Origin of the sequence: Morganella morganii (assembly GCF_041099235.1) — a bacterium.
GTDB lineage: Bacteria > Pseudomonadota > Gammaproteobacteria > Enterobacterales > Enterobacteriaceae > Morganella > Morganella morganii_E.
The window spans coordinates 282,118-298,650 of record NZ_JBFZSO010000003.1 but is presented as its reverse complement, the minus strand read 5'-3'; the positions used below and the strand labels follow the sequence as shown (position 1 = coordinate 298,650).

Here is a 16,533-nt window from a genome sequence, read left to right as displayed (position 1 = left end):
CAGATAAAATAACGCAGGCCGCCTGACAGGCGGCCTTTTCATTATTCAGCACCGGAAAATCCTCACCGGCAGGCTTATTTCCCGGAAAGTGATAGTGCAGTAAAATATAAAATCAAAAACACCAGTATTGTATAAAATAAACAGCGTTAAACTCTCAAAAGCAGTCGGAAACCAAACGCTGAACCGGGGTCGTTCAAAGCACAGAAAAGAGAATAACCGAAAATAAAAATACAATTATAACTGCCGAGAGTAATACCCTGAATATCCCCTTCACCGTCTGTTCAAGAAATACCAGTCCGTGTTTGTTACCCATCTCGTTCAAGATCCATCATTTTACTCATTTTATTTTTAGTTATGTGAAACCCATCACGATATGATGATATTACTTACTCATTTAGTCAATAAATATACTGTTACCGGACTCTTTTTTTGATGACCATCAGTGTCACTTACTCTGTAAGCAAGACAGTGCCCTGCATTCGGATCTGACGTATTTTCTGTCCGTTTTGCATTTCTCCGGGGGAAAACATCTTCCCGGCGACCGGGAGTGAAGCAATCCATAAGATGTCGCTAATCAGTTGATAATGCTTTATCACTGAAAATATGACGCAACTCAATAAAACGCATATCCTCATGTTATTATTGTATTTTTACCTTAACAATCACATGGCAACCACACCGCTAATCTGACATAAACACAATAACACCTGAAAATAATATCGACATTTAATGAATATACAGAATTTTTATCCAAAAAATCATTCTCCGGCACCACCCGGGCAGTTTATCTGTTTTTTTTACTAAAAAAATGAGTTTAAGCGCAATTTTTATTTGCCTTAAGATCGAAAACCCAATAAATTACGCCTCAAATTGGTTTAACCCAAAATTTTCATGCAGTCATCCGCAACGATACAGGCGTGCCTGACACGACCTGGTTTGCATCCCCATTTTTTATGATGGACACATATTATTAATATAATTAACTAATCTGATTTTTTAACAAAACTTTTGATTCAACACCGGGGTTATTGCTGACACCGCAATAAGTCACATCATCGTATTACCTGAAAAGAATAAATATCACTATGGCTTACGCACATAAAAAACACTTTAATAAAACATTACTGGCATTATTACTGACTTCACAAAGCACACTGGCATTTTCCGCAATGGATTATGAAGTTGCAAAAATAAAAAATGTCGGCCAGACAGCCGCAGTTTCTGCTGATGGCAAAGTCATTGCCGGAACATACGAAATCTCTGATAATAATTACCGCCCGTTTATTATTATCGATGGTAACGCCATCGACCTGAGCAAACATTTTACCGATAATAATGATATTTATGTTTCCGGACTGTCTGCTGACGGTAATACCGCCACAGGTTATGTCGTTGACGCGCATGATAACTCAAAGTCTAAGATGTATATTTATAATGCCGATACCGACACGGTAGATACGCCTGATCAACAGGCATTTACAAGTATTGCTTCCCTGGGTATTTCCGGTGATGGTAAAACCGTTATCGGTATTGCAGATGAACACGCCTTTCGCTTTACCAGACAGGACGGTATCACATTATTAAATCCGTCAGAAACCGCAACCTCCACCGCAAACGGCGTTAATTATGACGGCAGTGTAATTGTCGGCCGCTACGTTGATGGTAATGGTCAGGCATTTAAATATACCCATGACAACGGCGTGGTTTCATTGGGGACATTGATGGAGGGTAATGCGGGTGAATCCGCGGCTAATGCGGTATCCGCTGACGGGCTTGTTACCGTGGGCTGGTCGAATATCAATGAATCTGATACGCACGCTATGCGTCATACCGATAAAGAGGGCATGCAGGATCTCGGTACGCTGAAAAAAGATAACAGCGGCTATTCCAGTGCATCATCTGTTTCACATGACGGTCAATTTATCGTGGGGTCATCCTCATCCGATAACGAAAATGATATCCCACGCGGCTTTGTCTATGTTTCAAGTGAAAAAAAGATGTACGAGCTGAAACCTATACAGGGAAGCTCCGCCGGTGAATCCAGTGCGGAAGCTATTTCTGCCGATGGCAAAGTGGTCGCCGGTTATGCTCAGATTGAGAATAATGAGACAGCCGCTGTTTTATGGAAGCTGGACTATAAACCACCAATGACCCCACTTGAGCCGTCAAAACCGGTTAATCCGTCTGAACCACTGACTCCGGTTGAGCCATCAAAACCGGTTGACCCGACTAAACCGCTGACTCCGCTGGAGCCATCAAAACCGGTTACACCAACTGAACCACTGACACCGCCTGAGCCAACAAAACCAGTTAACCCGGCATCAGATCCTATTTATATTATTAAAACCCGCGATACGTTGACGAAAATGGCTGACAGCAATTACCAAATTTTGGATTTATACCAGACTGCGCTGTATAACCTCGCGGAAAGCCGTTGCCAGATGGGTGACGATAATTACTGCGCCGGCCTGTTCACCCAATACGATAATGTTCACCAAAACAACCGTGTAGCTACCGGGGTATTTGGTTCATTCCGTTTACCGGCAGAAAACTGGACACTGGGCGCATCTCTGAATTTTGCCGTGAATACCCGTCTGGCCGATGGCTACGACACCCGCGGAAATAATCATCCGGGTGTTGGCGCATGGTTGCGTTATCAGGAAAATAAAGACAATTCCGGCTTTAACAGTGAACTTTCCGCTGCATTTTTACAACAGGATCTGGAAATTACCCGTCAGGAACATCTTGGTACAGAAAACGGAAAAGGTAATTCTGATATCAAGGGTTACTATGTGAAGTTCACCACCGGTTATGGCATTACCGTCAGTGAAAATACCCTGGTGACACCACTGGCTGCCATTAAATATCATAATGTCACCCGTGCCGGATATACAGAATCAAATGGTATCGATTTTCCGGCGACCTATGGTCGTGCCGGAAATAAAAACCTTGATTTACAACTCGGCGTGGATTTAAAACATCAGTTTAATAAGAGCACAGAACTGGATGCAGGTATCGGTGCAGATATTAAACTCAGCCACCAGCGTGATGCCTTTACCGGCCATATTCAGTATGTGAACGATGGTGCTTATATTTATGATCGCGGAGACAGCCAGAGTGTAAAACCGTATGCCCGTGCCGGTGTGAATTACTTTATCACTGAGAACTCCACTCTCCGCGGCGATATTGGTTATCACACCACGGATTACCGTAATGATGGCTTACAGGTGGGTCTCAGCTATTCATACCACTGGTAATCGCTGTTTCAGCTAATTAATATTATCCGGCAATAATCATTTATTGCCGGATTTTTATTATCTGCACAACCTGTTTTACTTCTGTTTTCCGGTATCCGCAGAATATGAAAGATAATGCACAACCGTTTTGCTCCGGATAATGGCATTTAACTGAGTGTCAATCCGGCGATCATCCACGGTTGCCCGTTTATGCTGACGGTGATGTTCTGCCGGGGATGACACCATAAATGTCTCCATAAATTCATCCTGCGTACCGGGAACCGAAAACAGCCCTCTGGAATAGCCGCCATCCCGTAACCGGATCCGTTTTAATTGCTCCATCAGTGCAAAAAATTGCGCCTGATGTTCCGCATCCACTTTATACTGAATACACACCATTACCGGTTTTTTATCTTCCTCAGAATAAAACGGTAATTCCTCCGGCATTGTCAGATGTTCAGACGGTGATAAATTGATATTGTCGTGGTCAATTTTCACTTTCAGCACACATAACCAGACAACAATAATACCGGCTGCCGCCGCAAGCAGCGCGGTTGTTATTGATGTGTGTGAGGCAATCTGCCCCCAGATTAATGACCCCAGCGCCATTGACCCGGAAAATACCGTCAGATACAGCGCCAGCCCTCTTGCCCTGACCCAGTCCGGCAGTGCTGTCTGTGCCGACACCATCAGCGTGGAGAGCGTGATCAGCCAGCTGAACCCGGCGATAATACTGCCGGCGATTGCCGGGTATTTTGATGTGGTCACGGCAAATATCACCAGTACAATGACCGTTCCGGCAGTTCCGGCAGTCACTAATATTCCGGTACTGAACCGGGCCCGCAGCGCAGATAAACTGAATGCCCCAGCGACCGCACCGATACCGATACTGGTGGTTAAAATCCCGTATAACGTGGCATCCCCCTGAAGTGACACTCTGGCAACCAGCGGCAGCATCGCCCAGTACGCACTGGCGAACACAAAGAAGGCAACGGCTCTGATAATGGTTTTAATCAATGCCGGACTGTAACGGGCATAGCGCAGCCCGGAAATCATAGCGGCGACAACAGATTCCGCCGGTAAGGTATTTTCTTTGTGTTTCTCCCCTTTCCACCACCACACCGCCACAATAATGGCAATAAAGCTGAGTGCATTAAGCATAAAAGGAAGATAAAGCCCCACCTGTGAAATCAGCACACCGGCCAGTGCGGGACCGATGGCACGGCTGATATTAATCCCCATGCTGTTCAGTGCGATCCCCGCTTTTAATTCATGCGGTGCCACAATCCCCGGGACAATTGCCTGCCATGCCGGGCCTAAAAAAGCAGCACCGGATCCGAGAATAAAGGTAATTAACAATAACCAGCCGATACTGACCACATTGAAATAAACCAGAACAGCCAGTAATGCGGCGGCAAAAAACATCATGATATTGACAAAAATAAGCAGCTTACGCTTATCGAAAATATCGGCAATTGCCCCGGCCGGTAAGGCTAATAAAAATACAGGTAAGGTTGTCATCGCCTGAATGGTGGCAATCATGACAGGGTCAGGACTAAGATTTGTCATCAGCCATCCCGCACCGACATCATTCATCCATGTTCCGATGTTAGAAAATAATGTCGCCATCCATAACACAAAAAATATACGGTTACGCAGCGGCGACCAGGCTGATGATTGCGGATTAGTCATGTGAATATAATCTCCGGTTTACTATGGCCGGTGTTTTACCACCAGCCACGGTATTAACATGTACAGCAATAATTAAAATGCAAAACAGGAACAGCCCAGCGCGCCCCAGAAGGCATTATCATCCGCGACCGGCACGGACGATTTACGGGCGATATCATGCTGGTGTCCGTGAACATGACATGAGCCACAGCACTGGTGTAACTGGTTCAGAATCGCAGCTTTATTTTCCTGCTGTAAATAAGAGTAGTGTCCCGGCACTTTAATAACCGGTGACCAGTCAGGTAATACCGGAATTGACAGCGGTGCCAGCGGCCCGAAAATACCGTTGCCGTAAACAATATCTCCGTTTACCACCGTCAGCAGGGATTCAATCGCTTTAATTTCCGCTTCCGGTACACGGAAATAATCATCAGATAAGGCAATAAAATCCGCAAACTGTCCTGATTTAATCTGCCCTTTTTTGCCCTGTTCATCAGAGAACCAGGAGCTGCCGATAGTCCATAACTCTAACGCGGTATCTCTGTCTAACCGGTTATTGTCGTCATACATCTTCATGCCGCCGACTGTCCGGCCTGATACCAGCCAGTAAAGGGCTGTCCACGGGTTATAACTGGCTACGCGCGTCGCATCTGTTCCCAGACCGACCGGCACCTCTGCGTTCAGCATTTTCGCCACCGGCGGCGTGTGTTTCACCGCTTCATAACCATAGCGGTCCGCAAAGTATTCCCCCTGGAAGGCCATACGATGCTGAATTGCCAATCCGCCGCCCAGCGCTTTTACCCGTTCAATATTTTTCTCACTGATGGTTTCTGCGTGATCGAAAAACCAGTGCAGGCCGTTAAACGGGATCTCTTTGTTTACTTTTTCAAACACATCCAGCATACGGCTGATGGATTGGTCATAAGTGGCATGCAGACGGAACGGCCAGCGGTGTTCAGCCAGGTGGCGGATCACGGCTTCCAGTTCCGCATCCATATTGTCCGGCAGATCCGGTCTCGGCTGCAGGAAATCCTCAAAATCAGCCGCAGAAAATACCAGCATTTCCCCCGCACCATTGTGACGGAAAAAATCAGTTCCCTCTCCCGGCGATACCATCGATGTCCATTCGCGGAAATCCTCCAGCTCCTGTTTCGGGCGCTGGGTAAATAAGTTATAGGCGATACGGATAGTCAGCTGATTCTGTTTTGCCAGTTCCGCGATCACCTCATAATCTTCCGGATAGTTCTGGAATCCGCCCCCGGCATCAATCGCACTGGTTACCCCGAGACGGTTAAGTTCGCGCATAAACTGACGGGTTGAGTTAACCTGATAATCCAGCGGCAGTTTCGGGCCTTTCGCCAGCGCGGAATACAACAGCATGGCATTGGGTTTGGCAATCAGCATCCCGGTCGGGTTACCGTGCTCATCCCGCTGAATTTCGCCGCCCGGCGGATTCGGGGTATCTCTGGTATAACCGATCACCCGCAATGCCGCTTTATTCAGCAGCGCACTGTCATAAAGATGCAGCACAAAAACCGGCGTATCCGGTGAAACCGCATTGATTTCGTCTAATGTCGGCATCCGTCTTTCGGCAAACTGGAATTCACTCCAGCCGCCCACAACGCGAACCCACTGCGGTGCGGGTGTCACATCGGCCTGTGCTTTTAACATCGCCAGGGCATCCGATAATGACGGCACCCCTTCCCAGCGTAATTCGAGGTTATAATTCAGTCCGCCGCGGATAAGATGAAGGTGGGAGTCATTCAGGCCGGGAATAATCACCTGCCCTTTGAGATCAATAATCTCTGTTTCTTCATTCCGGAACTGCATAACTTCATTGTTGGTTCCGACAGCAATAAATTTGCCGTCACGGACAGCGACGGCCTGAGCAACGGGATTTTCACGATCGAGTGTATGAATATCACCGTTGTTAAATATTTTTGATGCGAAGCGTTTATTCATGATGATGTGTTTCCTGTTTATGAGGAACTCACTGCTTATCAGATACTGTTGCGGCAAGCGGTATAGGAAAAAATAACCGGAGAGTGGCCCCTCCGGTTGTTACGCTGTTATTTGATAACGCGCTGAGGTGCTTTATGAACCATAGTATAGGCGTAATCGACACCCATGCCGTAAGCACCGCTGTGCTCCTGAACCAGCCCCATTACTGCATCATAGGTTTCTTTGCGGGCCCAGTCGCGCTGGTACTCCAGCAATACCTGCTGCCAGGTCACAGGAACAGCTCCGGCCTGCACCATACGGTCAATGGAACGTTCATGCGCATCAACTGACGTACCGCCGGATGCATCTGTCACAATATAAACTTCATAACCGGCTTCAATCGCCATTAAGGTCGGGAAATTTAAGCAGACTTCTGTCCATAATGCGGCCATGACTAATTTTTTACGCCCGGTGGCTTTAACGGCTTCGACAAATTTCTGGTCTTCCCAGGAGTTCATGGAGGTACGTTCGATAGGTTTTGATTCAGGATGGACGGCGAGTAATTCAGGCCAGATATATCCGCTGAAGCTTTCTGTTTCAACAGAGGTATAAATTGTCGGCACATTGAAAATTTTTGCTGCTTTTGCCAGACCAACGGTATTATTTTTCAGTTGCTGGCGGTCAATATTTGCCACACCAAAGGCCATTTGCGGCTGATGATCAATAAAAATAACGGCAGAATTTTGCGGGTTTAACAGTTCTAATTTAGACATAATGTGTTCCTGTTCAATTGGTTAAATTGATAAAAATAAATATTAATCTTGCTCACTGACAGGAAACATAATAGGCCGGCACCGGATAATGACCAGATGTCAAATTTGACTTTAGAAGTCAAAAAAAATGAACGACATTTGTTATCTGTTGATTTGGTTAGTTTTTATGCTGGTTTGTTCAGAATAAATGGCAAAACACCCGTTAAGATGAAGCAATATTGAGCAACACAGAAAAAGCGATCTGATAGTGATAATTAACACCGGTCAGACCGGTGTTTTTTGCAGGCGTTTACATATTTAAAGCATCAACAGCTTGTTTCTCACCATTAACTTCTTTTATGAAAAACGTAGCCATAATTGTTCGTCTGTGGGGGTTAATTTTCTTTGCCTGTTTTTTCTGTAAAACCGTAGAGGCTCTGTATGCATATTTACCATTTACCTCATATTGAATATCAGGTGATGGCAAACAATTTTTTTCATCTAACTTAACAGGGTTTGCACTAAAATCGATAGTGGCTATGTCTTTTTGTTCTTTATAATCAAAAAGATCCACATAAAGAATATATTCATCATCAGATACATCTGGTACTTTAACACATAATTTACCAGCGTTAGTGCTCACATCAGCATTAACCATTACTGGTCTTGGATCATTTGCATGCCAGCATGCACCCAGCATGAATACCATGGGAATAATAATAAATTTACGCATTCCTCCCCCTATAGAATAGAATTCGGCAGCACAGACCTATAGATACTCTCTATAGTATTAGGGTCTATCTTATTATCTATACGAACATAGTCACGCTGAATACCCTTAATAAGCCCGGCGACACCATACGTTTTCAGAATAAAATAATCAGCAACTATACTGGCCTGCTGTTCCATGCCGTAATCACTTAATTTTTTCTTTCTATCAAGTGAATAGTTGTAGTCAACAAAGTTACTAAACAGTCCTCTTGTTCTGACCCACATCCCATTTTGATGCTGCCATACATGTGTTAACTCATGTATAAAAAGATGTTTAAATTCAGGGAAATCTTCTGAAAAATCGTGACGATAAAGTGCTTCTCTAAAATAAATATCCCCATTCGGTGCCATTGCTACATTATCTGACTGCATGCCGAATGGGAGATAACTATCGCAATGAACCCAAACATTATATGACATTGAATTTCCGAATATGGTTTTAGCCATTGCCATTTCACCAAGCGTTATTTACCTCAGCATCGGCTCTTTTATTTCTTTCTTCTTATTTTCCTGCGTAATAATACCCATACAAACTCCTTTTATATGTCATTACTCATATCGTCTTTAGTTATAGCCTTTTTAATTTATTACTTCCAGCGTTTGTTTTTCGTACACAATTCAATCCGGATAACAAAAAAGCCACCAGTAACTTACTGATGGCTTTCGGTTTTCTGATAATTACCGGTAGTTAAAAACTATTGGTATATCATTCCCACTCAATCGTCGCCGGTGGTTTGCCGCTGACGTCGTACACGACACGGGAAATGCCGTCAACTTCATTGATGATGCGGTTGGAGACGCGGCCTAACAGGTCGTATGGCAGATGTGCCCAGTGAGCGGTCATAAAGTCGATGGTTTCGACGGCGCGCAGTGAGACAACCCAGTCGTATTTACGGCCATCGCCCATGACACCGACAGAGCGTACCGGCAGGAAGACAGTGAATGCCTGGCTGACTTTGTGGTACAGATCCGCTTTGTGCAGTTCTTCGATAAAGATAGCATCGGCGCGGCGCAGGATGTCGCAGTACTCTTTTTTCACTTCGCCCAGTACGCGGACACCCAGGCCCGGGCCCGGGAACGGATGACGGTACAGCATATCGTATGGCAGACCCAGCTGCAGGCCGATACGGCGGACTTCGTCTTTAAACAGTTCGCGCAGCGGCTCAACCAGTCCCAGCTCCATATCTTCCGGCAGGCCGCCGACGTTATGGTGGGATTTGATCACGTGCGCTTTACCGGTTTCAGAGGCAGCAGATTCAATTACATCCGGATAAATAGTGCCCTGTGCCAGCCATTTGATCTGCTTCTGTTTTGACGCTTCTTCATCAAAAATTTCAATGAATGTGTGGCCGATAGCTTTACGTTTGGCTTCCGGATCCGCAATGCCTTTCAGGGCATTCAGGAAACGGTCTTCCGCTTTGGCGTGGATGATATTGAGGTCAAATTTGCCCGCAAACATCTCCATAACCTGCTCTGCTTCGTTCAGGCGCAGTAAGCCGTTATCCACGAATACACAGGTCAGGCGCTTGCCGATAGCACGGTTTAACAGCATGGCAGTCACGGATGAGTCCACACCGCCGGAAAGTGCCAGGATGACATGATCATCACCAATCTGCTCACGCAGACGGATAACGGTGTCTTCGATAATGGCTTCCGGGGTCCACAGCGCTTCACACTGACAGATATCCAGCACGAAACGTTTGAGGATTTCCTGACCCTGGTGAGTATGGGTCACTTCCGGGTGGAACTGTACGCCGTAGAAACGTTTTTCGTCGTTTGCCATGATCGCAAACGGACAGGTTTCGGTACTGGCGACAGTCACGAAATCAGACGGGATAGCAGTGACTTTGTCACCGTGGCTCATCCACACATCCAGCAGCGGTTTGCCGTTGTCATCCAGCATATCCTGAATACCACGGAACAGTTCGCAGGTTTCGCGGATTTCGACCTGTGCATAACCGAACTCGCGCTCGTCAGAAGTTTCCACTGCGCCGCCGAGCTGCATAGACATGGTCTGCATGCCGTAGCAGATGCCGAGAACCGGCACACCGGCGCTAAAGACATATTCAGGTGCACGCGGGCTGTTGTGTTCAGTGGTACTTTCCGGGCCGCCGGAGAGAATAATACCGTTCGGATTGAAATTACGGATCTGTTCTTCAGTGACATCCCATGCCCACAGTTCACAATAAACGCCGATTTCACGGATACGGCGCGCGATCAGCTGAGTGTACTGCGATCCAAAGTCGAGGATAAGAATGCGGTGCTGATGAATATTCGTTGTCATTAATGTATGTTCCAAGAGCAAACAATTATAGGCTGGCGGTCCGCAGACCGCCGCATGAATCAGAGACCTGAACGGTAGTTTGGTGCTTCTTTGGTGATAGTCACATCATGAACGTGACTTTCCTGAATCCCGGCACCACTGATACGGACAAACTCTGCTTTAGTATTCAGTTCATGAATAGTTGCACAACCGGTCAGTCCCATGCAAGAGCGCAGGCCGCCCATTTGCTGGTGAACGATGGTTTTCAGCACACCTTTGTAAGCCACACGGCCTTCGATACCTTCCGGCACCAGTTTGTCAGCGGCGTTATCGGTCTGGAAGTAACGGTCAGAAGAACCTTTTGACATCGCACCGAGTGAACCCATCCCACGGTAAGATTTGTAAGCACGACCCTGATAGAGTTCCACTTCGCCCGGAGATTCCTCGGTACCGGCAAACATCGAACCGACCATCACGCATGCCGCACCGGCTGCCAGCGCTTTCGCGATATCACCGGAGAAACGGATACCGCCGTCAGCGATGACCGGAATACCGGTACCTTCCAGCGCCTCAACAGCATCGGAAATAGCGGTTAACTGCGGTACGCCCACGCCGGTTACGATACGGGTGGTACAGATAGAACCGGGGCCGATACCCACTTTCACTGCGCTGACACCGGCTGCCGTCAGGGCTTTCGCGCCTTCGGCTGTGGCGACGTTACCACCGATGATGTCGAGATCAGGGTATTTTTCACGGGTTTCACGGATGCGCTGTAACACGCCTTCGGAATGGCCGTGAGAGGAGTCGATTAACAGAACGTCCACACCGGCCGCCACCAGCGCATCAACACGCTCTTCGTTACCGGCACCGGCACCGACTGCCGCGCCGACACGCAGACGGCCGTGCTCATCTTTACAGGCGTTTGGCTTGCGCTCTGCTTTCTGGAAATCTTTTACGGTGATCATGCCGAGCAGATGGAAGGAATCATCCACGACCAGCGCTTTTTCCACGCGGCGCTCATGCATTTTTTTCAGAACCACTTCGCGGGCTTCGCCTTCGCGGACAGTTACCAGGCGCTCTTTCGGGGTCATAACGGCAGTCACCGGCTGATCCAGGTCAGTCACGAAACGCACATCACGGCCGGTGATGATACCGACTAATTCGTTATCTGTCGTGACCACCGGATAACCGGCAAAGCCGTTCTGTTCAGTCAGGGTCTGAACTTCGCGCAGTGTGGTGCACGGAGTAACAGTCTGCGGATCAGAAACCACTCCGCTTTCGTGTTTTTTCACACGGCGGACTTCATCAGCCTGACGCTCAATGGACATATTTTTGTGAATAAAACCGATGCCGCCTTCCTGGGCAAGGGCAATCGCCAGACGGGCTTCCGTTACGGTATCCATCGCCGCCGAGATCATCGGGACGTTCAGACGGATTTTCGCGGTGAGTTGCGTCGATAAATCGGCAGTGTTGGGCAGAACTGTGGAGTGTGCAGGAACTAAGAGAACATCATCAAAGGTTAAAGCTTCTTTTTTAATACGTAACATGTGCAATATCTCACCAGGCAGCAGGATTGAAAGAAGATAAAATATTGCCGCGGCATTATACAGGTGGTAATCGGTTGCGCCTAGCCTTTTTTTCAAAAATTCGTTGCTAATCTGTCAGAAGGCGGTAGTATCGGACAATTAAGTCCTTGTTTTATTATTTGATCTGGCTCACATGTTGCTACCTGAAAATACCGCAATTTTTACTGTTACCCGGTTAAATACGACTGTCCGGCAGTTACTCGAGCTGGAAATGGGCCGGATTTGGATCAGCGCGGAGATCTCCAACTTTTCGCGCCCGTCTTCCGGCCACTGGTATTTTACCCTGAAAGATGAAAAATCCCAGGTGCGGGCAGCCATGTTCCGCGGCAACAACAGCCGTGTGACATTTGCGCCGCAGAACGGGCAGCAGGTGCTGGTACGTGCCGCGATCACGCTGTATGAGCCGCGCGGGGATTATCAGCTGATTGTTGAGTCCATGCAACCTGCCGGTGAAGGTCTGCTTCAGCAGCAGTTTGAACTGCTGAAAGAGAAACTGAAAGCCGAAGGACTGTTTGATACCCATCTGAAAAAGCCGCTGCCGGTGCCTGCCACCTGTGTGGGGGTGGTGACATCCGCCACCGGGGCCGCCCTTCACGATATTCTGAATATTCTGCGCCGCCGTGATCCGTCACTGCCGGTGATTATCTACCCCGCTCAGGTTCAGGGTGCTGATGCACCGGCACAGATTGTCCGTGCAATTGAAACCGCCAACCGCCGTAATGAATGTGATGTGCTGATTGTCGGGCGCGGCGGAGGTTCACTGGAAGATTTGTGGAGTTTCAATGATGAGCGGGTGGCGCGGGCGATTTTTGCCAGCCGTCTGCCGGTGATCAGTGCCGTCGGCCATGAAACAGATATCACTATCGCTGATTTTGTCGCGGATTTACGGGCACCAACGCCGTCTGCGGCGGCAGAACTGGTCAGCCGTGACCTGACAGAGCGCCTGCGGCAGATCCAATCCGTACAACAGCGGCTGGAAATGGCGATGGATTATTTTATTGCCCGAAAACAGCGGCTGTTCAGCCAGTTACATCACCGGTTGCAGCAACAGCATCCGCAACTGCGTCTGGCGCGGCAGCAACAGCTGATTCAGCGCCTGGAACAACGGCTGATTCAGGCCGGACAGCTTATGCTGACTCAAAAATCCCGTCAGCTGACACAGGCAGAACAGCGTCTGATGCGCCGGGATCCGCGTCCGCAATTGCAACAGCAGCAGCGCCATGTTCAGCAGTTGCAGTACCGTCTCTCCTCTGCCATGCGTGAACAGCTCAGTCAGCAGCGCGAGCGGTTTGCCCGTCTCTGCTCTACACTCGAGGGTGTCAGCCCGCTGGCAACACTCAGCCGGGGCTTCAGTATCAGCCAGACAGACAGCGGTGAAGTGCTGAACAAAACCCGTCAGGTAAAAGTCGGGCAGAAAATCACCACGCTGTTACAGGATGGCAGTGTGGAAAGTGAAATTATCGCCGTGCACAAAAAAGCGGCTGCCCGTAAACGAAAAGCCGCTGAGTAATATACGATTTTACTGGTGACGCTGTCACATATTAAGTGACGGTGTCACGGAACCTGTTGTTCATCCACCATCAGCAGGAACACATAACCGAGTGCCACATCCCACAAATAGTTGAACCGTCCTGACTTACCGCCGTGCCCCGCTTCCATATCGGTATAGAGCAGCAGCAGATTGTCATCCGTCTTCAGTTTCCGCAGTTTTGCCACCCATTTTGCCGGTTCCCAGTACTGAACCTGAGAATCATGCAGGCCGCTGGTCACCAGCATATTGGGATAGGCTTTCGCCTCAATGTTGTCATACGGGCTGTAGGCGCGGATATCACGGTAAGCTGATTCATTTCCCGGGTTGCCCCACTCGTCATACTCACCGGTAGTCAGCGGAATGGACGGATCAGACATGGTAGTCAGTGCATCCACAAACGGCACCTGTGTCACGATACCGCGATACAGCTCCGGCGCCTGATTAATCACCGCTCCCATCAGCAACCCGCCTGCACTGCCGCCGGTGGCGTAGATCCGGTTTTCCGCGCTGTAACGCCGGGCAATCAGTTCGCGCGTCACATCAACAAAATCATTAAAGCTGTTGATTTTATGCTGCATTTTCCCGGCATTGTACCAGCGTTTGCCCAGCTCACCGCCGCCGCGGATATGCGCCTGAGCATAAACAAAACCGCGATCCAGCAGGCTCAGCCGGTTGGCATCGAAATCCGGATCCATACTGGCACCGTACGCGCCATAACCTTCAATCAACAGCGGATTGAGTCCCGGCTGATAGTGATCTTTATGCCAGACCAGCGAAACCGGCACCTGTACGCCGTCACGGGCAGTGATCCAAATCCGTTCACTGTGATAATTATCCCGCTGAAAACCGTTTACCTGTGCCTGTTTCAGCAGTGTCCGTTCTCCGCTGGCCATATTCAGCTCATACACCGATGCCGGTGTGGTCATCGAGGTATAACCGTAACGCAGCAGCTGGCTGTCCGGCTCCGGGTTCAGCCCGAGCCACGCGCAGTAAGCACCGTCATCAAACGCAACCTGTGTTTCTTTCCCGCTCTGCCGGTGAATAATGCGGATCTGCGGCAGCGCGGCGTGACGTTCCTGTAATACCAGCCAGTCACGGAACAGCGTGAAATCTTCCAGATCGGTATCCGGCTGTGGTGCGATCAGGGTTTGCCACGGATTTTCCGGTGCATTCGTCTGATAGAGACCAAACAGTTCGTTTTCATGGTCAGAGCGGATATAAAACTGACCACCCAGGTGATCAATATGATACTCACGCCCGTCCTGACGCGGCGAGAAACAGACCGGTGGCTGTAGCGGGTCATTGGCATTGATCAGATGAACTTCAGAGGTGACCGGGCTGTGACAGCCGATAAAAATCCATTCACGGGAGGATGACAGGGATAACCCGGTATAAAAACAGTCATCGTCCTCACGGTATACCAGCTCATCCTGTGCGCTATCAGTACCGAAACGGTGGCGATATACCTCAAACGGCAGCAATGTCTGCGGATCCTGACGGACATAAAACAGAACCGAACCGTCGGCTGACCAGACCAAATCGTCGGCCACTTCTGTCAGCACCGATTCCTGCCAGTGATTATCGGTCAGATCACGATAAGCCACCTGATATTCACGGCGGCCGACTTTATCCTCGGCAATTGCAATACGGCGGTTATCCGCGCTGACCGCCAGAGACACCAGCTCATAATAGGCCAGCCCCTGTGCCCGCACATTGCCGTCCGCCAGCACTTCCCACTGATCACACTGGTCACTGTTTATTTTGCGCCGCTCATACAGCGGATACTCTTTGCCCGCCTCAAACCGGGTGCGGTAAACGTAACCATTGTAACTGTATGGTGCGGATTCATCCGCCTGCGGCATGCGGGCGACCATCTCCTCATACAATGCTTCGCGCAGCGGCTCTGCGGCCTGCAATTTTTGTTGTGTATAGCGGTTTTCATCCGTCAGATACTGAATCACCTGCGGATCACTGCGGGTATCATCCCGCAGCCAGTAATAGTTATCCGTCCGGGTTTCACCGTGTGCGGTGAACTGTACCGGCTGTTCCGGGGCTTGCGGGATAGTCATTCCGGCTCCTGATAAGATTTTTTTTGTTGTGATGTCATAAAAATTTACTAAATTCTGCTCTCTGTTCCGCGATTCCGCACTATGATAATAACGTTTTCATTTGTTTTATTGCTTATTTATCACCGGATTTTCACCGGTTCAGGAGGTTACAATGAAACAGTACCGCGTTGCTGTTGTTGTCGGTTCGCTGCGTGAGCAGAGTTACAACCGTCAGCTGGCGCATGCTCTTGTCTCTCTTTTCCCGGCACACATTCAGTGTGAATTTGTCAGTATCGGCTCACTGCCGCTCTATAATCAGGACTGTGATGCACAACCGCCTGCTGAGGTGCTGGCATTCAAACAGCAGATTTCACAGGCCGACGGTGTGATTTTTGTTACTCCGGAATATAACCGTTCTATCCCGGGTGTGCTGAAAAACGCACTGGATCAGGGCTCCCGTCCGTGGGGACAAAACAGCTGGGATAACAAACCGGCCGCTGTAATCGGTACTTCTGCCGGCGCGATGGGTACTGCAATGTCACAACAGCATCTGCGCAATGTGCTGGCATTCCTGAATATGCCGACACTCAATCAGCCGGAAATGTATCTGCAATGGTATGACGGCATGATCGGCGAAAACGGTAAATTCAGTGAAAAAACCGGTGCGTTTGTGCAGAAATGGGCAGATGCCTATGTCCGTTTCCTGGAAGCACACCACGGATAAAAACTGCGGG

General features: G+C 48.8%; 11 protein-coding genes. 3 read left to right on the top strand and 8 right to left on the bottom strand.

Annotated elements, in window-relative coordinates:
- Window positions 1–1,085 precede the first annotated feature (1,085 nt).
- Entirely contained in the window at window positions 1,086–3,257 is a 2,172-nt protein-coding gene (locus AB7038_RS07480; RefSeq protein ID WP_369453043.1) for an autotransporter domain-containing protein, read from the top strand.
- Between the two features lie 75 nt (window positions 3,258–3,332).
- Here the strand turns inward: AB7038_RS07480 and AB7038_RS07475 are convergent, their stop codons facing one another.
- The 7 genes from AB7038_RS07475 to guaB all read right to left on the bottom strand — a co-directional run bounded on the left by AB7038_RS07475 (window position 3,333) and on the right by guaB (window position 12,181).
- The gene (locus AB7038_RS07475) at window positions 3,333–4,928 is read right to left on the bottom strand and encodes an MFS transporter (RefSeq protein ID WP_369453042.1); all 1,596 of its coding nucleotides are present in this window, start codon (window positions 4,926–4,928) and stop codon (window positions 3,333–3,335) included.
- A gap of 72 nt (window positions 4,929–5,000) precedes the next feature.
- Window positions 5,001–6,869, bottom strand: coding sequence for an amidohydrolase (locus AB7038_RS07470; protein WP_369453041.1), 1,869 nt, complete (start codon window positions 6,867–6,869; stop codon window positions 5,001–5,003).
- Between the two features lie 107 nt (window positions 6,870–6,976).
- Window positions 6,977–7,621 carry a hydrolase gene (locus AB7038_RS07465; protein ID WP_368888478.1) on the bottom strand — a complete coding sequence of 215 codons (645 nt, stop codon included), beginning with the start codon at window positions 7,619–7,621 and terminating at the stop codon, window positions 6,977–6,979.
- A gap of 289 nt (window positions 7,622–7,910) precedes the next feature.
- Window positions 7,911–8,333 carry a putative T6SS immunity periplasmic lipoprotein gene (locus AB7038_RS07460; protein WP_369453040.1) on the bottom strand — a complete coding sequence of 141 codons (423 nt, stop codon included), beginning with the start codon at window positions 8,331–8,333 and terminating at the stop codon, window positions 7,911–7,913.
- A gap of 8 nt (window positions 8,334–8,341) precedes the next feature.
- On the bottom strand, window positions 8,342–8,818 hold the full coding sequence (locus AB7038_RS07455; RefSeq protein ID WP_368888480.1) for a type IV secretion protein Rhs: 477 nt from the start codon (window positions 8,816–8,818) through the stop codon (window positions 8,342–8,344).
- A gap of 259 nt (window positions 8,819–9,077) precedes the next feature.
- Window positions 9,078–10,655: a glutamine-hydrolyzing GMP synthase gene (guaA, locus tag AB7038_RS07450; protein WP_369453039.1), complete on the bottom strand. Its 1,578-nt coding sequence runs from the start codon at window positions 10,653–10,655 to the stop codon at window positions 9,078–9,080.
- A gap of 59 nt (window positions 10,656–10,714) precedes the next feature.
- Window positions 10,715–12,181, bottom strand: coding sequence for an IMP dehydrogenase (gene guaB / locus AB7038_RS07445; RefSeq protein WP_369453038.1), 1,467 nt, complete (start codon window positions 12,179–12,181; stop codon window positions 10,715–10,717).
- 172 nt (window positions 12,182–12,353) lie between these two features.
- Between guaB and xseA the strand changes: the two genes are divergently transcribed.
- The gene (gene xseA / locus AB7038_RS07440; protein ID WP_186724165.1) at window positions 12,354–13,730 is read left to right on the top strand and encodes an exodeoxyribonuclease VII large subunit; all 1,377 of its coding nucleotides are present in this window, start codon (window positions 12,354–12,356) and stop codon (window positions 13,728–13,730) included.
- Window positions 13,731–13,774: 44 nt separating this feature from the next.
- On the opposite strand, the gene AB7038_RS07435 is transcribed toward xseA, so the two are convergent.
- Entirely contained in the window at window positions 13,775–15,820 is a 2,046-nt protein-coding gene (locus AB7038_RS07435; protein ID WP_369453037.1) for a S9 family peptidase, read from the bottom strand.
- 151 nt (window positions 15,821–15,971) lie between these two features.
- Here AB7038_RS07435 and AB7038_RS07430 point away from each other — a divergent pair, with 151 nt between their 5' ends.
- Window positions 15,972–16,523, top strand: coding sequence for an NADPH-dependent FMN reductase (locus AB7038_RS07430; RefSeq protein ID WP_369453036.1), 552 nt, complete (start codon window positions 15,972–15,974; stop codon window positions 16,521–16,523).
- Window positions 16,524–16,533 lie beyond the last annotated feature (10 nt).